The sequence below is a fragment of the Erythrobacter sp. QSSC1-22B genome, assembly GCF_001678665.1.
Taxonomy (GTDB): Bacteria; Pseudomonadota; Alphaproteobacteria; order Sphingomonadales; family Sphingomonadaceae; genus Qipengyuania.
The window spans coordinates 45322-64402 of sequence record NZ_LZRP01000009.1 but is presented as its reverse complement, the minus strand read 5'-3'; the positions used below and the strand labels follow the sequence as shown (position 1 = coordinate 64402).

At 64.7% G+C, this 19081-nt stretch carries 26 protein-coding genes; 18 read left to right on the top strand and 8 right to left on the bottom strand.

Translation table 11 applies throughout. From position 1 onward, the window contains the following. Window positions 1-71 precede the first annotated feature (71 nt). On the bottom strand, window positions 72-1547 hold the full coding sequence (locus tag A9995_RS13855) for an MFS transporter (RefSeq protein WP_067614035.1): 1476 nt from the start codon (window positions 1545-1547) through the stop codon (window positions 72-74). Beyond that, a complete protein-coding gene (locus A9995_RS13850) occupies window positions 1544-2425 on the bottom strand; it encodes an SDR family NAD(P)-dependent oxidoreductase (RefSeq protein ID WP_067614033.1) in 882 nt (293 codons plus the stop codon). The genes A9995_RS13855 and A9995_RS13850 overlap by 4 nt, the downstream gene beginning before the upstream one ends. A gap of 168 nt (window positions 2426-2593) precedes the next feature. Between A9995_RS13850 and A9995_RS13845 the strand changes: the two genes are divergently transcribed. From A9995_RS13845 to A9995_RS13830, 4 genes are all read left to right on the top strand, one after another. Then, window positions 2594-3775, top strand: coding sequence for an acyl-CoA dehydrogenase family protein (locus tag A9995_RS13845; protein ID WP_067614028.1), 1182 nt, complete (start codon window positions 2594-2596; stop codon window positions 3773-3775). Continuing rightward, window positions 3772-4212 carry a hypothetical protein gene (locus tag A9995_RS13840; RefSeq protein ID WP_067614026.1) on the top strand — a complete coding sequence of 147 codons (441 nt, stop codon included), beginning with the start codon at window positions 3772-3774 and terminating at the stop codon, window positions 4210-4212. Before A9995_RS13845 ends, A9995_RS13840 begins: the two co-directional genes overlap by 4 nt. Before the next feature lie 3 nt (window positions 4213-4215). Beyond that, window positions 4216-5355, top strand: coding sequence for an acyl-CoA dehydrogenase family protein (locus A9995_RS13835; protein ID WP_067614023.1), 1140 nt, complete (start codon window positions 4216-4218; stop codon window positions 5353-5355). A gap of 91 nt (window positions 5356-5446) precedes the next feature. After that, window positions 5447-6253: an SDR family oxidoreductase gene (locus A9995_RS13830; protein ID WP_067614021.1), complete on the top strand. Its 807-nt coding sequence runs from the start codon at window positions 5447-5449 to the stop codon at window positions 6251-6253. Here the strand turns inward: A9995_RS13830 and A9995_RS13825 are convergent. The 4 genes from A9995_RS13825 to A9995_RS13810 all read right to left on the bottom strand — a co-directional run bounded on the left by A9995_RS13825 (window position 6204) and on the right by A9995_RS13810 (window position 8844). Further along, window positions 6204-6992 carry an EAL domain-containing protein gene (locus tag A9995_RS13825; RefSeq protein ID WP_255360159.1) on the bottom strand — a complete coding sequence of 263 codons (789 nt, stop codon included), beginning with the start codon at window positions 6990-6992 and terminating at the stop codon, window positions 6204-6206. The genes A9995_RS13830 and A9995_RS13825 overlap by 50 nt on opposite strands. A gap of 144 nt (window positions 6993-7136) precedes the next feature. Continuing rightward, window positions 7137-7820, bottom strand: coding sequence for a guanylate kinase (gene gmk, locus A9995_RS13820; RefSeq protein WP_067614019.1), 684 nt, complete (start codon window positions 7818-7820; stop codon window positions 7137-7139). A 62-nt stretch (window positions 7821-7882) separates the two neighbouring features. Continuing rightward, entirely contained in the window at window positions 7883-8299 is a 417-nt protein-coding gene (locus tag A9995_RS13815) for a hypothetical protein (protein ID WP_067614017.1), read from the bottom strand. Between the two features lie 41 nt (window positions 8300-8340). Next, complete coding sequence (locus tag A9995_RS13810; RefSeq protein ID WP_067614015.1) at window positions 8341-8844, bottom strand: SspB family protein; 504 nt, start codon at window positions 8842-8844, stop codon at window positions 8341-8343. 124 nt (window positions 8845-8968) lie between these two features. Between A9995_RS13810 and hisB the strand changes: the two genes are divergently transcribed. From hisB to pal, 13 genes are all read left to right on the top strand, one after another. Beyond that, on the top strand, window positions 8969-9562 hold the full coding sequence (gene hisB / locus A9995_RS13805) for an imidazoleglycerol-phosphate dehydratase HisB (RefSeq protein WP_067614013.1): 594 nt from the start codon (window positions 8969-8971) through the stop codon (window positions 9560-9562). After that, window positions 9555-10181: an imidazole glycerol phosphate synthase subunit HisH gene (gene hisH / locus A9995_RS13800; protein ID WP_067614011.1), complete on the top strand. Its 627-nt coding sequence runs from the start codon at window positions 9555-9557 to the stop codon at window positions 10179-10181. Before hisB ends, hisH begins: the two co-directional genes overlap by 8 nt. Before the next feature lies 1 nt (window position 10182). Beyond that, window positions 10183-10911 (top strand): 1-(5-phosphoribosyl)-5-[(5-phosphoribosylamino)methylideneamino]imidazole-4-carboxamide isomerase, encoded by a 729-nt coding sequence (hisA, locus tag A9995_RS13795; RefSeq protein WP_067614009.1) that lies wholly within the window; start codon window positions 10183-10185, stop codon window positions 10909-10911. Window positions 10912-10921: 10 nt separating this feature from the next. Next, the gene (gene hisF, locus A9995_RS13790; protein WP_067614007.1) at window positions 10922-11683 is read left to right on the top strand and encodes an imidazole glycerol phosphate synthase subunit HisF; all 762 of its coding nucleotides are present in this window, start codon (window positions 10922-10924) and stop codon (window positions 11681-11683) included. Between the two features lie 93 nt (window positions 11684-11776). Next, a complete protein-coding gene (locus A9995_RS17105) occupies window positions 11777-11944 on the top strand; it encodes a hypothetical protein (RefSeq protein WP_168157404.1) in 168 nt (55 codons plus the stop codon). A gap of 32 nt (window positions 11945-11976) precedes the next feature. Then, window positions 11977-12291, top strand: coding sequence for a phosphoribosyl-ATP diphosphatase (locus A9995_RS13785; protein WP_067614005.1), 315 nt, complete (start codon window positions 11977-11979; stop codon window positions 12289-12291). Further along, window positions 12291-12680, top strand: a complete 390-nt coding sequence (locus A9995_RS13780) for a histidine triad nucleotide-binding protein (RefSeq protein WP_067614003.1) — start codon at window positions 12291-12293, stop codon at window positions 12678-12680. The genes A9995_RS13785 and A9995_RS13780 overlap by 1 nt, the downstream gene beginning before the upstream one ends. 86 nt (window positions 12681-12766) lie before the next feature. After that, a complete protein-coding gene (locus A9995_RS13775; protein WP_067614001.1) occupies window positions 12767-13222 on the top strand; it encodes a YbgC/FadM family acyl-CoA thioesterase in 456 nt (151 codons plus the stop codon). Continuing rightward, the gene (gene tolQ, locus A9995_RS13770) at window positions 13219-13926 is read left to right on the top strand and encodes a protein TolQ (protein ID WP_067613999.1); all 708 of its coding nucleotides are present in this window, start codon (window positions 13219-13221) and stop codon (window positions 13924-13926) included. Before A9995_RS13775 ends, tolQ begins: the two co-directional genes overlap by 4 nt. A gap of 1 nt (window position 13927) precedes the next feature. Then, window positions 13928-14371: a biopolymer transporter ExbD gene (locus A9995_RS13765; RefSeq protein WP_067613997.1), complete on the top strand. Its 444-nt coding sequence runs from the start codon at window positions 13928-13930 to the stop codon at window positions 14369-14371. A 7-nt stretch (window positions 14372-14378) separates the two neighbouring features. Further along, window positions 14379-15272, top strand: a complete 894-nt coding sequence (locus A9995_RS13760; protein WP_233998220.1) for an energy transducer TonB — start codon at window positions 14379-14381, stop codon at window positions 15270-15272. Next, the gene (tolB, locus tag A9995_RS13755; RefSeq protein WP_067613995.1) at window positions 15269-16654 is read left to right on the top strand and encodes a Tol-Pal system beta propeller repeat protein TolB; all 1386 of its coding nucleotides are present in this window, start codon (window positions 15269-15271) and stop codon (window positions 16652-16654) included. Before A9995_RS13760 ends, tolB begins: the two co-directional genes overlap by 4 nt. A gap of 59 nt (window positions 16655-16713) precedes the next feature. Next, on the top strand, window positions 16714-17232 hold the full coding sequence (pal, locus tag A9995_RS13750; RefSeq protein ID WP_067613993.1) for a peptidoglycan-associated lipoprotein Pal: 519 nt from the start codon (window positions 16714-16716) through the stop codon (window positions 17230-17232). Window positions 17233-17303: 71 nt separating this feature from the next. Here pal and A9995_RS13745 read toward each other — a convergent pair whose 3' ends face one another. Beyond that, window positions 17304-17462 carry a hypothetical protein gene (locus tag A9995_RS13745; RefSeq protein WP_168157403.1) on the bottom strand — a complete coding sequence of 53 codons (159 nt, stop codon included), beginning with the start codon at window positions 17460-17462 and terminating at the stop codon, window positions 17304-17306. A 176-nt stretch (window positions 17463-17638) separates the two neighbouring features. Between A9995_RS13745 and A9995_RS13740 the strand changes: the two genes are divergently transcribed. Further along, window positions 17639-18172 carry a J domain-containing protein gene (locus A9995_RS13740; protein WP_067613990.1) on the top strand — a complete coding sequence of 178 codons (534 nt, stop codon included), beginning with the start codon at window positions 17639-17641 and terminating at the stop codon, window positions 18170-18172. Here A9995_RS13740 and A9995_RS13735 read toward each other — a convergent pair. Continuing rightward, window positions 18169-19074, bottom strand: a complete 906-nt coding sequence (locus A9995_RS13735; RefSeq protein WP_067613988.1) for a RimK family alpha-L-glutamate ligase — start codon at window positions 19072-19074, stop codon at window positions 18169-18171. The genes A9995_RS13740 and A9995_RS13735 overlap by 4 nt on opposite strands. Window positions 19075-19081: the final 7 nt, after the last annotated feature.

Sequence of the window (19081 nt, the reverse complement as noted above, 5' to 3'; positions counted from 1 at the left end):
CGATTGTAGTTCGTTGCTCTATGAAACTGGCAGAGCGGGCACGCTGCGCCAAGCAAATTCCGGGTCTTGCGTCAGGGCGGGGTCACTCCGGCATCGATATCCGCCCGCGCCGCTTGGTCGAGCGCGGCGAGCCGCGCCTCGTGGTCCTCACGGCCGATCGGGAAGCGCGCGAGCCAGAAGGCCGCGAACAGCGCCAGCGCGATCGATACGCCCAGATAAAGCAGGATCATGCTCGCAATAACGGGTTGTTCAACAGTGCCTGGCGCGGAATTGGTAGGCAATTGCGACAGGCCGATGATCTGGCCGGTCACAAAGATGCCGGCCCCGGTGGCGCATTTCTGGATGAACCAATTGCCCGAATAGAACGAACCTTCGGCGCGCCTGCCGCTGCGCTCCTGGAAAGCCTCGACGATCTCGGCAATCATCGACGAGGCCGAGATCATCATCACGATGCCGAACATGTTGGCGAACAGCAAAAAACCAAAATACAGTAGGGTGGAAAGCTGTACCGTCGCGAGCGCTCCGGTCTCGCCCGGCGCGGGCGGTGCACCCACTTCCGGCCACATGCCGGCCAGGAAGAGCAGGAACGGCGTCGCCAGCAGAGCAACGCTGGCGATCGCGCCGATCGCCGCGGTCCTGGCCTTGCCCCAGCGGCGGTGCATCGGCCCGACGACGAAGAACATCATCACCACCGACAGGAACAGCACCACCGGATAGCCGACCAGTTCGACGCTCGACATCTGCCAGACGAAGAGGTTGAGGTAATTGGTGATCGAGAAGGTCATGCCCTGGCTGATGTAGGCGGCCAGCCCGCCCAGCGCGAAGATCAGGAAGGCCTTCTCGCGAAAGGCATCGGCGATTTCCGAAAAGGCGCCGCGGATGGTGAAGGGCGGCGGCTTGTGCGCGGGCAGATGCGCGACCAGCCTGTGCTGCCCGATCGCCGAGCCGACCACCGAAACGAAGATCAGCAACGCCCCGAATATGCCGAAATAGCTGTACCCGCCGGCCTGCAGCAGCCCCTCGGAGCCCGGCATGAACACGGTATAGGCCAGCAGCATCATCACCAGTCCGCCCATCCAGCCGAACAGATAGCGATAGCGGAACAGGGTGGTGCGTTCGTCGTAATCATGGGTGATTTCGGGCAGCAGGCTGACCGAGGGCACTTCGCAGGCGGAGAGCAGCACGCGGACGACCACGCAGATCCCGAGCAGCTCCCAGAAGCTTGGCGTACCGTCGATCGTCGGGTTCCACAGCACCGCCCAGGCCAGCGCTAGCGGGAGGGCTGCGGCGTAGAGCCAGGGCAGGCGTCGGCCCCAGCGTGTGTAGGTCCGGTCCGACAGATTGCCGAGTATCGGATCGACGAAGGCATCGACGATCAGCGCCGCGGCCAGCGCGAGGCTGACCATCCCGGCATCCATTCCGAGCACCTGATTATAGAAGATCAGCAGGAAGAAGCTGAACCCGCTGTCCTTCACGCCGAAGGCAACGGCGCCGAAGCCGTGGATGATCTTGAGCCGCTGCGGGAGCGGGCCGGTAACGAAACTCATGGTTTGGCGTCGCTCACCTGTTTCTCGGCTGCCTCGGCCATGGCCAGCAACGCGTCGAACATCTTGGGTGCATCCTCGTCCCAGCTGTCGCGCGGGCCGATGGTGATCCCGCCATCCACAAGCAGCGAGGTGCCGTTGACGAAACCTGCGGCCTCGCTTGCGAGATAGGCCATCGCTTCAGCAATATCGGCGGGCTGGCCGCCGCGCTTCACCGGCTGGGCGTTGCTCGACATCTGCGCCAGCACACCCTTGGCGATTTCCTTGGCCTCGCCTGAGATGTCGAGCGAGGAGGTGAAGATATCGGTGTTGATGAAGCCCGGCTGGACCGCGTTGACCCGGATCGAATGGCGCGCGAGATCCGCGGCTGCGAGCTTGGTGACATGCAGCACCCCGGCCTTGGCAACCGCATAGGCGGTGGGCGAATAGCCCGGACCGACCGCGGCGACGCTGGAGACGTTGACGATGCTGGCGCCGCCGGTCCGCGTCGAGGGCCGCCCGATCATGTGCGGGACCGCGTAGCGGATCCCCATCGCAACCGAGCGCAGCAGCAGATCCATGGTGGAATCCCAGTCCGCAGGCTCGATCTCGTCGATCGGCGCGCGCGCCCCGCCGGCACCGGCGTTGTTGAGCAGAGTATCGATCCCGCCGGTCTCGCTCGCGGCGAAATCCATCAGCGAACGGATCGCCTCGACGTCGCGGACGTCGCACTGGCGAAAGCGGATATCGCCCTCGCTTTCGCGCACCAGCCTCTCGCCGCCTTCGGTATCGATATCGCTGGCTATGACGATGGCGCCCTCGCGGGCGAACAGCCGGGCGCTTTGCGCCCCGATGCCCGCTGCGGCGCCGGTCACGACCACGGTTTTTCCCGAGAATCGCACTATTTTCTCCCACTCTCTCTGGCTGCGCAACTTAAGGCTGCAGGCCTGCGGGTCAACGCAAACCGCCTGACGCTACGGCATGGAGCTTCACCGTGATTGCTCTTGCGGCGCGGGGCCGAATCGACTTAACCTTAACGTCAAGAGACGAGGCACTGAGAGGAGAGACCTATGTCCGATCTGGAAGGATTCCGCAGCGAAGTTCGCGAGTGGCTGGAGGCGAATTGCCCGGCTGAAATGCGCGAGCCCGTGCGTGACGAAGGCGATGTCTATTGGGGCGGGCGCAACGCCAGCTTCAAGAGCGACGCGCAGAAGCAATGGTTCGAAACCTGCCGCGACAAGGGCTACACCGTTCCCGAATGGCCCAAGGAATATGGCGGCGCCGGACTGTCCGGGGCCGAGGGCAAGGTCCTGCGCCAGGAAATGGCGCGGATCGATGCGCGCCCGCCGCTCTCGAGCTTCGGCATCTGGATGCTCGGCCCGGCGCTGCTGCATTTCGGTACAGAGGGCCAGAAGCAGCGCTTCCTGACCGAGATCGCCAATGGCGAAATCCGCTGGTGCCAGGGCTATTCGGAACCCGGTTCGGGCTCCGACCTCGTCTCGATGCAGACCTTCGGCGAGGACAAGGGCGACCATTGGGTGGTCAACGGCCAGAAGGTCTGGACCTCCTACGCCGACGAAGCCGACTGGATCTTCTGCCTCGTCCGCACCGACAAGGAAAACAAATACCAGGGCATCACCTTCATGCTGTTCGACATGGCGGGCGAGGGCGTCAGCACCAAGCCGATCAAGCTGATCAGCGGCAACAGCCCGTTCTGCGAAACCTTCATGGACGATGTGAAGGTGCCCAAGAGCTATGGCGAGGACGTCCCGGCCTATGTCGGCGAAATCAACCGCGGCTGGGATGTGGCGAAATATCTGCTCGGCCACGAGCGTGAAATGATCTCGGGTGCGGGCGGCGGCGATCGCACCAGCGCCATCGGCGCGGCGGTGAAGCGCAATGTCGGCGAGATCGACCCGGTGCTGCGCGCCGAGCTGGCGATGTTCGATGTCGACGCGCTGGCCTATGCCGCAATGGGCGAGAAATTCCTCGACGAGATGAAGGCCGGCAAGGGTCATCCCGCTCAGCCCAACATGATGAAATACGTCGGTACGGAGCTGAACAAGCGTCGGCATGAGCTGATGATGTCGGCGGGCGGTTCGCGCGCTCTGGAATGGGAGAGCGAGGATACGAGCGGCGGCAAGCCGGCTCGCAACTGGCTGCGGACCAAGGCCAATTCGATCGAGGGCGGCACCAGCGAGGTGATGCTCAATGTCATCTCCAAACGGATCCTCGATCTGCCCGGAGCATGAGTGCGGCCGTAACCACTGCCACGAGTGCCGCCGCGCTCGCCAGCATGCCGCATGATTTCATTACCGGCGCGACGGTCGGCAGTGTGATTGCGGATGCGGAGGAGAACTCCACGCTGTTCGGCCTGCTGGTCGCTGGCGAGACTGCGGAGCTGGCCACCAGCGGGGAGAATGGCTCCGCGCTGTTCACCTCCGCGCGGGTGATCGTGGCCGAACGGGCCGGGATCATCAGCAAGCGTTTTGTCGTCAAGGTGTTCCGCCGCGACGCGATATCGGCCTTCTCGATCGACGCCGACACGCTGGTGACACTGACCCTGTTCGGCGGCAGTTTCGGCAAGGCCACGCTGATTTTCGACGAAGGCTTCGAGCCGATGCAACTTTCGACATGGCTGGGCGAGACATTCGTCGACGCCCCTGCCACCGTTTTGAGGACTACCTGACCCATGCCACTTTATCACGACGAAGATCAGGCCATGCTGGCCGAAAGCGCCAGCCAATTCATGGCCGAGCAGGGCAACCCGCAAAAACAGCTGCGCCACTGGCGCGACAAGGAATGCAAGGATGGCTTCGGCCATGAATTGTGGAAGCAGTTCGCCGAGATGGGCTTCACCGGCATCCTGGTCGGCGAGGATCACGGCGGGCTCGGGATGGGCCAGGTCGAGGCGGGCATCGTGCTCGAGGAAATCGGCCGCAACCTGACCCCGTCGCCGTTCCTCACCAGTTCGGTGCTGGCCGCGACCGCGCTCAAGCATGCCAGCGACGACGCGAAGGGCCGCTGGCTGCCAGGCATGGTCGAAGGCGAGAAGGTCTATGCCGTCGCCATCGACGAAGGCGCCAAGCACCGGCCCGAAACCATCCGCACCAAGGCCGAGAAATCCGGCAATGGCTTCCGGATTTCGGGGCAGAAGGATTTCGTCATCCATGGTGCCAGCGCCGACATGATGATCGTCGCCGCACGCACCTCGGGTAGCGACAGCGACGAAGACGGCATCACCCTGTTCGCGGTTCCCAAGGATGCCAGCGGGATGAGCCACGACGCAGTCCGGCTGGTGGACAGCTCGATGGCGACGCACACCAAGTTCGACGGTGTCGAGCTCGATGGCGATGCGGTCATCGGCGAGGTCGACGGCGGGCGCGCCGTGCTGAATGCCATGCTTACCGCCGGCCGCATCGGCGCGGCTGCGGAAGGTGCCGGCGTGGCGCGCGGGGCGATGGACATGACCATCGACTACCTCAAGCAGCGCAAGCAGTTCGGGAAGCTCATCGGCGAATTCCAGGCGCTCCAGCACCGTGCCAGCCATCTCTATTCCGAGGTCGAGATCGCGCGTGCGGTCGTGATCAAGGCGGCCCAGATGCTCGACGGCGGCAGCGAGCAGGCCGATCTGATGGCTTCGGTCGCCAAGGCCAAGGTCGCCAAGGCGGCGGGTCTCGCGGTGCGCGAGGGCGTGCAGATGCACGGCGGCATCGGGATGACCGACGAATACGACATCGGACTCTACATGAAGCGCGACCGCGCGTTGCAGGAATTCCTGGGCGACCAGTATTACCACGCGGGCCGCGTCGCCGAGATGAGCGGCTACTGATCCGCCGCGCCGCCGCGGGCATCGGCCTGCGGCGGCTGGAAATTCACCGGGCAGGCGGACCAAATCCGCTGCCACTACGGGAGACGACAGAATGAACCTCAACGACCTTTTCAGCCTCGAAGGGCGCACCGCGCTCGTCACCGGCGGCAGCCGCGGCATCGGCAGAATGATCGTCGAAGGCTTCCTCGCCGCCGGGATCGACCGGGTCTATATCACCGCACGCAAGGGCGGTGAGCTGAACGAGACCGCCGAAGAACTGGGCGACAAGGTCGTCCCGATCCAGGGCGATATCTCGACCATGGCAGGGATCGACGAACTGGTGGCGGAAATCTCCGGTCGCGAGAGCAAGCTCGACATTCTGGTCAACAATGCTGGCGCCGCCTGGGGGAACGACTATCTCGATTTCCCCGAGCAGGGCTGGGACAAGGTCATGGACCTCAACGTCAAGACGCCGTTCTTCCTGACCCAGAAGCTCCACAAGCTGCTGACCGCCGCGGCCAGCCAGCAACGCCCGGCCAAGGTCATCAACATCGCCAGTATCGACGGGCTGCGGATCAATCCGTGGGAAACCTATTCCTACCAGGCGTCGAAGGCTGCGCTGATCCATCTCACGCGCCGGATGGCTGCGCGGCTGGTTCAGGACCATGTCTATGTCACCGCGATCGCGCCGGGCGCTTTCCCCTCGGATATGAACAAAGTCGCGCGCGACATGGGAGATGAAAGCGCCAAGGGCATTCCCAACCGGCGCGTCGGCGATGCGATGGATATGGGCGGCAGCGCCGTCTATCTGGCGAGCCGCGCGGGGGATTATACCGTGGGCGAAACGCTCGCGGTGGACGGCGGGATCGTCAACGCCCACCTCCCGACGCACTTTGCCGATCCTGCCGGAGGTCGCTGACCTCGGCGGTATCGACTATTATCCGCTCGCTCGGCAAATGGATCGAGGGCAGGCTCTCGAATTCGGGTCGGGCGAGCAGATAACCCTGGATGTAGCGCACCCCCATCTTTCGCAGCGCCTCGAATTCCGCGACCGTCTCGATGCCTTCGGCGATCACGCCGATGCCCAGCGAACGCGCCATCCGCACCACGCCTTCGACGACCATGCGCTGCGGCATGGAGCGGTCGAGATCGCGGATCAGCGCCATATCGAGCTTTAGGTAATCGGTCTGGAACTTGGCCAGCAGGCCGAGCCCGGCATAACCCGCACCGAAATCGTCGATCGCGGTGCCAAAGCCAAGTTGCTGATAGGCCTCGATGATGCCGCGGACATGATCGCTGTCGATCATCGGCTCGTTTTCGGTGAATTCGAAGATCAGCCGCTCGGTGGGAAAGCCCGTCGCCTGCGCCGTCTTGAGCGTGAGCTGGATACAGGCGAGCGGTGAATAGACGGCGTTGGGCAGGAAATTGATCGACAGGCAGGCACCGGTATCCAGGATACCCGCCGCCACCGCGCCTTCGATCGCCGCGACCCGGCACTTCTGGTCGAAGGCGTAACGGCTTTCCTCCGAAACACCCGCCAGAACCTCGATCGCGCCTTCGCCATCACCGCCCCGAACGAGCGCTTCGTAGGCGAACGGCTTGCCGGTCTCGACATCGACGATCGGCTGGAAAGCCATCGAAATGTCGAATTCGTGCATTTGCGACCTGCACCCCTCGCACCCTTTTTTCACGCACTAATCTCCTGGTCGAACAGACGTTATAGCAGAGATGGCTAATGGTCGGTAAATACTCTGAAATTGCTTCGAAAGTTTCGGTCAGATGGGTGCCCTGGGCACCGGGGATCACAGCATCAGTTCGCGGACGAAGGGGATCAGTCCGGTCTGGCGCTGGCGCTTCATGCGCTCTGCGGCGAGAATCTGCTGCACCTTGGCAAAGCAGCCTCCGACATCGTCGTTGATGACGACATAATCATAGCCGTCCCAATGGCTGATTTCCGCGCGAGCGCGTTCCATCCGGCTGGCGATCACCTCCGAGGAGTCGGTCCCGCGGCCCATCAGGCGGCGTTGCAATTCGTCCAGGCTCGGCGGCAGGATGAAAACCCGCACCACATCCTGCTGGTCCTTCTGGTAAAGCTGCTGAGTGCCCTGCCAGTCGATGTCGAAAAGGAAGTCCTGCCCGTCCTTGAGCGCGGAGCGGATCCGGCCTTTGGGCGTGCCATAGCGAAACCCGAAGACATGAGCCCATTCGTAGAAATCGTCTTCCTCGATCATCGCATCGAATTCGCTGTCCGAAACGAAGTGATAGTGGACTCCCTCGATCTCACCCGGTCGCGGCGGCCGGGTGGTGCAGGAGACCGACAGTTTGATTTCCTCGTCGGCACTGAGCAGCATCCGCGAGATGGTGGTCTTGCCCGCCCCTGAGGGCGAAGACAGGATATACATCAAGCCGCGACGGTGCAGCGCGTCGGACTCGGTGTCGACGTCGGTCTCGGACTGGGAGCCGTTCGAAGGGGGAGATGGGGCCATGGGGGCTGTTGGCCCATGGAGAAGGGGCAAATCAAGCCCCGTGATGCGTCGAAGTGCGCTGATCAGTCGGGATTGGCCTGCTTGCGCAGCGTTCTCTCACCGGCACGGCGGGATTTGCGCCGCGACTGGCTGCGGTCGAATAGGACCTTGAGCACCAGCCCGGTGCTGACAATCGCGGCACCGGGAATGGAACGGGTTGCCACCTTGGTCACGCCATAGGCAGCCATGGTTTGCAGCAGCGAGCGGTTCTCCACCGCGTCCTTGGCGAACTGGCTGCCGTATTTGCGGCCCAGCACCGCCTTCTCCACGGTCAGCCGGGAAAGCCGACCGACGCTGCGGAGCAGGATGTCGTTGATGATCAAATTGGTCGACGGGTTAGTGCTCGGGCCGGGCACTGTGTCGCGCTCACCCGAAATTGCGTCCGCGGCGTCGTCGATCCGATCGGAGACGGTATCGGTAAGGTGGTTTGGTTTCGCCATGAGTGTCTGCCCGCTTGCGGCGCAGCAACAAGGCTGCGCAATTATTTCTTGCGGCCGAAATCGACCGTGACGACATTCGAACCGTCGTCGCTTTCTTTAACGATTCCATCGGCCTCGCGTTCCAGCTCGTCATTTCCGGGATCGTCGGTGGGGGTCGGCGCCATGTCGGCGACGGTGGCCTGGAACTGCAGGCCGAAATCCACCGCCGGATCGACGAATTGCGTGATCGCGGCATAGGGCACCACGAGTTCGGCCGGAATCTGGTTGAAGGACAGGCCGACGCTGAAGAGCTCTTCCTCGACCCGCAAATCCCAGAACTTGTTCTGCAGGACGATGGTCATCTCGTCGGGAAAGCGCTCGCGCAGCGATGCGGGGACGGAAACACCCGGCGCGTGGGTCTTGAAGGTGATGTAGAAATGATGCGCACCGGGCAGTTCGCTGCCCGAGCTGACGATTTCGCCCAGCACGCGGCCCACCACTGCGCGCAGGGCCTCCTGCACAATGGCGTCGTAGGGGATCAGGCTGTCGGGTGTATCGTCGCTCATGGGGTGCTAGGTGGAGTGGCACCGCCCGCGGGTCAAGCGCCTTGCGCCACTGTTTTACCGCATGACGCGCCAGACTGCCCTCGCGTCTTGCGCCGCGCCGCCAAGGGTTCTAGCGCTCGCGCCCATGCGCACAGGCACTATCGAACGCAACACCACGGAAACCGCCATTCATGTCGCGGTCGATCTCGATGGCACGGGACATTATGCGGTGGAGACCGGCATCGGCTTCCTCGATCACATGGTCGAACAGTTCTCGCGCCATTCGTTGATCGATGTGACGATGAAGGTCGCAGGCGATCTCCATGTCGACCAGCATCACACCACCGAGGACAGCGCGATCGCGCTGGGCCAGGCGCTGGCGCAGGCGCTGGGCGACAAGGGCGGGATCGCCCGCTACGGCACCGCCTATTCGCCGATGGACGAGACGCTGGCGCGCGTTGCGCTGGATATTTCGGGGCGCCCCTTTCTGGTATGGAAAGCCGGTTTCACTCAGGAAAAGCTGGGCGAATGGGACACCGAACTGATCGAGCACTGGTTCCATTCGGTGGCGCAAGCTGCCGGGATCACGCTGCATTGCGAGCTGCTCTACGGTCAGAACAACCACCATATCTGCGAGGCGCTGTACAAGGGTTTCGCGCGCGCCATGCGCCAGGCGGTCGAGATCGATCCGCGAAAAGGCGGTGCGGTTCCAAGCACCAAGGGGCAGCTGGGTGGCTGAGGTCGTTGCGCTGGTCGACTACGGCGCGGGCAATCTGCATTCGGTTGAAAACGCGCTCAAATCCGTGGGCGCACAGGTCCGGGTGACCGCCGATCCCGATGTGCTGCGCGCCGCCGACCGGATCGTCTTGCCCGGCGTCGGCTCCTTCAAATCCTGCGCCGAGGGCCTGCGCGCCATCGATGGTGCGATCGAGGCGATGACCGAGCGGGTGCAGGTCGGCGCAGCGCCGTTTCTGGGAATTTGCGTCGGCATGCAATTGCTTGCAAGCCGCGGGCTCGAACATGGCGTGACCGAGGGGCTGGACTGGATTTCCGGGGAAATCCGCCCGATCGAGCTAAGCGACGACACGATCAAGATCCCGCATATGGGCTGGAACGATGTTGCCATGACACCCCATGCCCGCGGCCACGATCTGGTCGAGCCGGGCGAGGCCTATTTTCTCCACTCGTTCCATTTTCACGCCGACAGCGGCGCCGATGTGGTGGCGATGACCGATCATGGCGGCGGGCTGGTCGCCGCAGTCGGACGCGACACCGTGCTCGGGGTCCAGTTCCACCCCGAAAAGAGCCAGGGCTACGGCCTCGCGCTGCTCGAACGCTTTCTCGAATGGAGACCGTGATTTGATCGTCTTTCCCGCAATCGATCTCAAGGGCGGCGACGTCGTGCGGCTGGCCGAGGGCGATATGGCGCGCGCCACCGTTTACGGCGACGATCCCGCCGCGCAGGCGCTGCTGTTCGCCGGGGCGGGGGCGGAATATCTCCATGTGGTCGATCTCGATGGCAGCTTCGCGGGCCGCGCCGAAAATCGCGAGGCGGTCGAGGGAATCGTCGAGGCATTTCCCGGTCACGTCCAGCTGGGCGGCGGTATCCGCGATGCCAGGGCGGTCGAGGGCTGGTTCAATCTCGGCGTGGCGCGGGTGGTGATGGGCTCGGCGGCGCTCAAGGATCCCGATTTCGTCAAGGCGATGGCGAAGGAATGGGAGAACGGCATCGTCGTCGCGGTCGATGCCAGGGACGGCATGGTCGCGACCGAAGGCTGGGCCGAAGTGTCCGATGTTCCGGTGCGCGATCTCGCCCGGCGGTTCGAGGATGCGGGCGTTGCATCGCTGCTGTTCACCGATATCGGGCGCGACGGGATGCTCAAGGGCTGCAACATCGACGCGACCGTCGAGCTGGCGCGCAGCGTCGACATTCCGGTGATTGCCAGCGGCGGGGTCAAGGGGCTGGACGACATCCGCATGCTGGCGCTGCATGCCGCTGACGGGATCGAGGGCGTGATCACCGGGCGGGCGCTCTACGAGGGGCGGCTCGACCTGGCAGCGGCCATCCAGATGGCCGAGCGGGCGTGAGGCAAATGGCATGACCGTCCGCATCCGCGTCATCCCTTGTCTCGACGTCGCAGATGGCCGCGTGGTCAAAGGGGTCAATTTCGTCGATCTCAGGGATGCCGGCGATCCGGTCGAGCAGGCGCAAGCCTACGACGCTGCGGGTGCCGACGAGCTGTGCTTTCTCGATATCTCCGCCACCCACGAGGGCCGCGGCACGCTGATCGACATCGTTCAGCGGACCGCCGCGGTTTGCTTCATGCCGCTGACCGTGGGGGGCGGGGTGCGCAGCGTCGCGGATGCGCGCGCCCTGCTGCTGGCCGGCGCGGACAAGGTTGCGGTCAATTCCGCCGCGGTCGAGCGGCCCGAGCTGGTGGGCGAAATCGCGGCGCGCTTCGGCAATCAATGCGTGGTCGGCTCGGTCGATGCCCGCCGGACCGATGCGGGCCACTGGGAAATCTTCACCCATGGCGGGCGTAAAGCCACCGGGATCGACGCGCTCGAACACGCGGTCCGGCTTGCCGAGCTTGGGGCTGGCGAATTGCTGGTCACTTCGATGGATGGCGATGGCACCAAGCGCGGCTACGATCTGGAACTGACCCGCACCATCGCCGATGCGGTCCGCGTGCCGGTAATCGCCAGCGGCGGGGTCGGCACACTCGATCATCTGGTCGAGGGCGTGAGGCAGGGCCATGCCAGCGCGGTGCTGGCGGCGTCGATCTTCCACTTCGGCGAACACACGATTGCAGAAGCGCACGACGCCTTGCGCGCTGCCGGACTGCCTGCGCGCGGATAAACGCCGCGGCTGAATAGCCACAAGAAGGTATCAAAGCGGGACGCTTTGCAAGAATAAGCCCCCGCCGCCGCGCTGCGCGCCAATGGCTGCGCCATGTCGAGCCAGGCCATCGCGATCGTATCCCAATTGTCGACCCTTCCCGGGGTGCAGAAGACTGCCGAGGCACTGAGCGAGCCGAGCAGCCTGCTGCTGATCGGCATCTCGATCGGCGGGATCGTGCTGGGGCGAATCCTCACGCTGGGTCACCGCGGGCAGGATTGACCCGCGCCGCCGAGCCTTCCATGACCCGCGCCATGGACACGCTGACCCGCCTCGAAACCACCATCGCGCAACGCCGCGGTACCGACCCTGCCGCCAGCTATGTCGCGCAATTGCAGGCGCGCGGCCTGCCCGTCATCGCGCGCAAGCTGGGCGAGGAAGCGGTCGAGACCGTTGTTGCCGCGCTTGCGGGCAGTGGCGAGGAAGTGGTCGGCGAAGCGGCGGATCTGCTGTTCCACCTGTTGGTGCTGCTGGGCGAGAAGGACATCGCGCTGGCGCAGGTCCTGGCCGAGCTCGACCGCCGCGAAGGCCTGTCGGGACTGGATGAAAAAGCAAGCAGGAGCGATTGATGCCGATCGATGCCACCCAACCCTACGACGATGCCAATATCTTCGCCAAAATCCTGGCCGGCGATATCCCCTCGACCAGGGTCTATGAGGACGAATGGGCCTATGCCTTCGAGGACATCAACCCGCAGGCCGAGATCCACACGCTGGTGATACCCAAGGCCAAATACGTCAGCTGGGACGATTTCTCGCAGCGCGCCGGGGCCGAGGAAATCGCCGGTTTCGTCCGCGCGGTTGGCAAGGTCGCGCGCGACAAGGGGCTGGTCGCGCCGGGCTATCGGTTGATGGCAAATGTCGGCGCGCATGGCGGGCAGGAAGTCGCGCATCTGCATGTCCATATCTTTGGCGGCCAGCCGCTCGGGCCGATGATCGCGCGCAATTCGCGCGATTGAGGTGGCCGGCTTTCGTCGGGCGCCTTGCCCGCTTGGTCGTTTGCGATTGCTAGGCGAATCCTCCCTGCGCTAGAGCGCGCGGGACTATGAACCGACCCAACCTTCCGGACGGTACGCTCGATGGCGACCGGCACCTCTACGCGGTGCGTGTCTATTACGAGGACACCGATCTGTCGGGGATCACCTATCACGCCAATTACCTGCGCTGGTTCGAACGCGCGCGTTCGGACCTGCTGCGCCGGCTCGAGATCGACCAGCGCGCCGCGATCGAGGCGGGCGAGGGCGCCTATGCGGTCTCCGAGGTCATGCTCAAATATCTTCGCCCGGCGAAGCTCGACGACGACGTGCTGATCGAGACCCGCTGCACCCAGATGCGCGCCGCCAGCTGCCGGATGCACCAGCGCGCGTTTCGCGGCGACGAACTGCTTGCCGAGGCGGAGCTGCGAATCGGCTTCGTCGCCCCCGACGGACGCCCGACGCGCCAGCCCGCCGCCTGGCGCGAGGCCTTTACCCGTTTCATGGAACCACAGGACACCGCATGAGCTCGCTAACCATTCTCGCCGCCGCCGCGCCCGTTGCGTCAACCGGGCTCGACCCGCTCGAACTGTTTCTCCAGGCCGATATCGTCGTCAAGGCGGTGATGGCGGGGCTGCTGATCGCCAGCATCTGGACCTGGATGATCATCGTCTCCTTCGCGATGCGGATGGGCAAGCTGAACCGCCAGACCCGGGTTTACGACGAGGAATTCTGGCAGGCGGACAGCTTCGACCGCTTCATGTCCGAGCGCGGTCGCAAGGACCTGCCCCCCGCACGCGTGGCAAACGCCGGGGTCACCGAATGGCGCCGCTCGACCAAGGACGGGGTCAAGGATCGCGACGGTCTGCGCCAGCGGCTGGCGGGCACAATGGACAGCCAGGTTGCGGGCGAGGCCGACCTGCTGGCCGAACGGCTCAACTTCCTGGCCACCGTTGGTTCGGTGGCGCCTTTCGTGGGCCTCTTCGGCACCGTCTGGGGGATCATGAACAGCTTCTTCCAGATCGGCGCCTCGGGCTCCTCCTCGCTGGCAGTGGTTGCGCCGGGCATTTCCGAAGCGCTGTTTGCGACCGCGATCGGGCTGTTCGCCGCCATTCCCGCGGTGATCGCCTACAACCGCTACAGCCATGCGGTGGATCGCTACGAGAGCAGGCTGCAGCGCTTCGCCGACCGGCTGCACGCCAGCTTCAGCCGCCAGCTGGAAAGCCGCTAGCATGGCGATGTCGCTGGGTTCGCGCCGAGGCGGGCGCAAGCGCGGTTCGCGCCGCACCCCGATGTCGGAAATCAACGTCACGCCCTTCGTTGACGTGATGCTGGTGCTGCTGATCATCTTCATGGTCACAGCGCCGATGCTGACCGCCGGGGTGCCGGTCGATCTGCCCGAGAGCCGTGCCAACGCGCTCGACAGCGAGCCGCAGGGCGTGACGATCAGCGTCGACGAGGCGGGCAATGTCTTCATCGACGATACGCCGGTCGAGGTCGGCGGTTTCGCGCAGGCACTCGAAGCGCTGCCACGAAGCGGCGAGGGACCCGATATCACGCTGCGCGCCGATCGCGGGCTCGACTACGGGCGGGTGATGGCGGTGATGGGCGAACTCAACCGCGCCGGGCTCAACCGTATCTCGCTGGTCACCCAGAGTTCATCGGTCGAGCCATAGCCAGACGATGATGCAAGCAAGCACCTTCCGGCGCGAGGAGCGGATCGGCCTGTTGGTGGCCTTCGCTCTGCATGTGCTGCTGGTCATCGTGCTGCTGGTGCAGCCCAAGACCGAACCTGTGTTCGAACCGGCCGAGCGGATGACGGTCAATCTGGCGACCGATGTCGGGATGGCAGCGACTGCGCCAGAACCGGTTGCGGAAAGCCGAGCCGCCGAAGCACCGACGCTGTCCGATACGCCGGCACCCGCACCCGCGCTCGACAGCCCGCCGCTGCCGTCGGAGCCTGTCGCGCGCCCGGTCGAACGCGTTCAGACACCTGCGCCAGCCACGCGTCCGGTTGCCCGGTCTCGCCCTGCGCCGGCTCCTACGCCTGCCCGCGCTCAACGGCGCGAGCGACCGCGTGCCCAACCCTCTGCCGCTGCTGCCCCCGCGCGAACACCTGCGCGCGAAGCTGCTCGCCCGGCGCAGCCTGCCAGACCCGCGCAGCCCTCGGGCGGGTCGCGGCTCGGCGATAATTTCCTCGAGGGTGCGGGCAGCAGCGCAAGCACCAGCGAGACCCGCGTCCCCGCATCGCAGATCGGCGCGAGCGCCAAGGCGTCGCTGGTTCAGGCGATCGCCCGCGAGATCAAGCCGCATTGGCAACCGCCCAACGGTCCCGATGTCGAAAAGATCACCACCTATCTGCGGTTTCGGTTAAAACCGGACGGTTCGCTCGACGGGCGACCTGCGATGGTCCGCCAGACCGGGGTCAACGATACCAACCGTGCCCAGGCCGGGCGCCATGCGGAACAGGCCATCCGTGCGGTGCAACTGGCTGCTCCGTTCAACTTGCCGGAGGAGTATTACGAGGCCTGGAAGCTCGTAAATCCTTTCAGCTTCGATTGGAACCTAGCGCAATGAAACAGCTTTTCGCCTTCGCCATGATCTTTATCGCCGCGCCGCTCGCGGCGCAGAACGAGGATCTGGGAGAAGCGCCACCCGAAGGCGGCGCGATCGAGATTGTCGAAGAGAGCGAAGGCCTGTCGGGCTCGGTCAGCTTCGAGGGCAATCTCGACGACCTAGGCATCGCGATCCCGGCCTTCGCCACCGATCGCAACGTCCCGACTCCCGCCAACCAGTCGGGTACCGCCGCGCTTGGGATCGAGCTGGCGCGCGTGGTCACCGCGAACCTGCGCAACAACGGGCTGTTCGAGCCGACCGGACCCGATGCCCTGCCGCGCCCCGAGTTCGCGCAGATCACCTCGCCGAGCTGGGCGACATGGTCCAATCGTGGCGCCGAAATGCTGGTCCACGGCTATGTCCGCGGACGCAGCGACGGGCGGCTGACCGTCGGCTGCTACCTCTACGACATGGCGCTGCAAAGCGAGCTGGTGCGCGAGGGCTGGGTGGTGCCGCCCGCCGACTGGCGCCGGGCTGCGCACAAATGCTCCGACCTCATCTATTCGCGGCTGACCGGGGAGAGCCCGTTCTTCGACAGCCGGATTGCCTATATCGCCGAGACCGGTCCCAAGGATAATCGCACCAAGCGGCTGGCGATCATGGACAGCGATGGCGCGAACCATCGCTTCATCACCACCGGGCGCTCGACCGCGCTGACCCCGCGCTATTCGCCCGACTACCGCCAGCTGGTCTATCTCAGCTATGTCGACGGCAATCCGCGGATCTATGTCTACGACATCGGCAGCGGGCAGCAAACGCTGGTGACGCAGAGCGAGAACCCGACCTTCGCCCCGCGCTGGAGCCCCGACGGGCGTTCGATCCTCTATTCCATGGCGGTCAACGGCAACACCGACATCTACCGCGTCAGCGCGCAGGGCGGGCAGAGCCAGCGACTGACCGATGCGCCCGGGATCGATATCGGCGGCTCCTATTCGCCCGATGGCAGCAAGATCGTGTTCGAGAGCGACCGCTCGGGGAGCCAACAGATCTATGTGATGGACGCCAACGGCTCGGACCAGCAGCGGCTGTCGTTCTTCGGCGGCCGCGCCGCGACTCCTGAATGGAGCCCGCGCGGCGACCAGATCGCCTTCACCCATATCACCGGCGATTTCCGGATCGCGGTAATGAATACGAACGGTCGCAACATCCGCCATCTCACCAACAGCTGGCAGGACGAAGCCCCGACCTGGGCACCCAACGGCCGCATCGTGCAATTCTTCCGCACCGAGCGAAATTCGGGTGCCACCGGCCTGTGGCAGGTCGATCTGACCGGCGAGAACGAGCGTCGCCTGCCGACTCCGGTGGACGCGTCGGACCCCGCGTGGGGACCGATTCTGCCCTGAGATCATTGGATTAAGGGGTCGCCGACGAATTTACTCAACTGCTGAAAGGATCGGCACTTATGAATACTCGCTTCGCCGCAACCATCCTTGCAGTCAGCACGCTTGCCGTGGCTGCCTGCCAGAAGAAACCCCCCGAGGAACTGCCGCCGCCGCCGCAGCAGACCACGACGCCGACTCCGGCTCCCACTGCGGGCCCGGCTGCTGGCGCGCTTGGTACGCAACAGCACTTCACCAACGCGGTAGGTGCGGCCAATACGGTCGTCTATTTCGACACCGATCGCTACAATATCGACACCTCGAGTTCGGCCAAGCTCCAGAACCAGGGTCGCTATTTCAGCCAGCATTCGAACCTGACCTTCACCATCGAAGGCCACACCGACGAACGCGGCACGCGCGACTACAACCTCGCGCTGGGCGAGCGACGCGCCAATGCAGCCAAGAACTATCTGGTGTCGCTGGGAATCCCCGCCAGCCGCATCCGCACGGTCAGCTACGGCAAGGAACGCCCTGTGGAACTCGGCTCGAACCCGACTGCCTGGGCGCAGAATCGGCGCGCCGCGAGCGTCGTAATCAACTGAATTGAGACTGTAAGCCGGAACGCGCTCTCTCCCTCAGGGGAGGGGGCGCTTTCTTCCGACGGTCTGCGGGTTTATTGCCCGAGGCTGACCGGGGCCGTGCTGGCCGATACGGCAAAAAGCGCCGGCCCGCGCAGATCGATGCCGCTCGGCGGCGATTTGCCACCCGCGATTGCGAACAGCGCCATCGTCAGGACGCAAAACGTGGCGGAGAGGGTCAGTTGCTTGCTCATCGGGTCCTTGCTCGTCGGCGTCCTTGTGAAGCGATCATAACGGTCGTCGATGAACGCTTCGTTGCAATGCAACATTTCGTATCGCAACCCTTTGCAGCCCTATGCATCTGCCGCCACCGCGACTAGACTGACGCCAATGATTGCCCGACCAATGACTTTTTGCGCGCTTCCCTGCCATGCCTAAGCCCCGCCGTTCGAACGACTGGGGCTTTCCCCGCTGGCGCGGCTACGAGGCCGGTCGCGAGGCTGCGACCATCCGGCTGTGCGACCGCCACGGCTGCGAGGAAGCTGGCGATTGCCCGGCGCCCAAGGCTCCGAACAATCCCGAGCGCTGGTATTTCTGCCAGACACACGCCGCCGAATACAATCGCAAATGGGATTATTTCGAAGGCCTCGACAAGGAAGAGAAAGCCGCCCGGACCAAGGCCGAGCAGAGCGAGACCGCGGGCTATGCCGAGGCGCAGCATTACGGCTGGGCGAGCAGCGGCGACGGATCGCGCAGCCCCGACGAACTGCGCGCTCTCGAAATTCTCGAGCTCGAAGCGGATGCCGATTTCGCCGCGGTGAAGAAGGGCTGGCGCGACAAGGCCAAGAAGGTCCACCCCGACGTCAAACCGGGTGATGTCGAGGCTGCCGCCGAATTCCAGAAGCTGCAGGTCGCCTATGAAGTGCTCAAGGCGGCCGAGGAACGCCGCGAGTGGCGGGGCTAGGCTCTCGCTAGCCGTTTGGCGATCGCCGCCGCGAGCCGCTGCCCCAGCGCCGGGCCCTGCTCGGGATAGAGATAGGGTTCGATCAACTCCGCCTCCATCACCGCCAGCCGCCCGTCGGGCAGGCGAAGCATGTCGATCCGCGCGTAGAGCAGATCGGTGAAGGGCAGCGCATCGACCACCGCCTGAGCGGTGGCGAGATCGCCCGCGGACGGGCTGAACGCCGCCTCGCGCCCACCGAACAGCGACTGGATGCGATAGTCGCCCGCGGCGGGGGTCTTGCACACGCCATGGCTGAACGCGCCGTCGATAAACACGAAGGTGAATTCACCCTCCTCACGGATCGCGGGGAGGAAGGGCTGGATCATGCATGGCTGCCCCATGCGCCAACCGGGGGCGGGCAAGTTATTGCGCGCGAAGCTGTGCTGGCCGAGCCCGCCCGCGCCGATCCGGCGCTTGATCACCACGCGATCGCTGGCGAATTGATCCATGGCCGCAGCGAGGTCGGCAGCGGTGGCATCGTCGCGCCAGAGCGTCGGGACGGTCACCGCTCCGCTGGCTGCAAGTTCCTTGAGATAGCGCTTGTCGGCATTCCATCGCACCGCCTCGGGCGGATTGCAGATCGCAATCCCCCGGTCCGCGAGCGCATCGAGCCGGGCTATGAACTCTTCGGGATGGTCCTGATAATCCCAGGCGGTGCCAAGCAGGATGAGGCCGAGACCATCGAAAGCGGGAAGGGGGGCGCGCCAGTCGATCTCGACCAGTTCCAGCCCGGCGGCAGCGAAGGCCGGCCGCAGCGCGGCCACTTCGAGATCGTGCTCGAACGCATCGCCGCGCCGCGCCGCCGCGCCGCCATTGCTGGCGGGCAGCGTCGCGGCGCAGCCGAGAAAACCGATTCTGGTCACGGGTTCA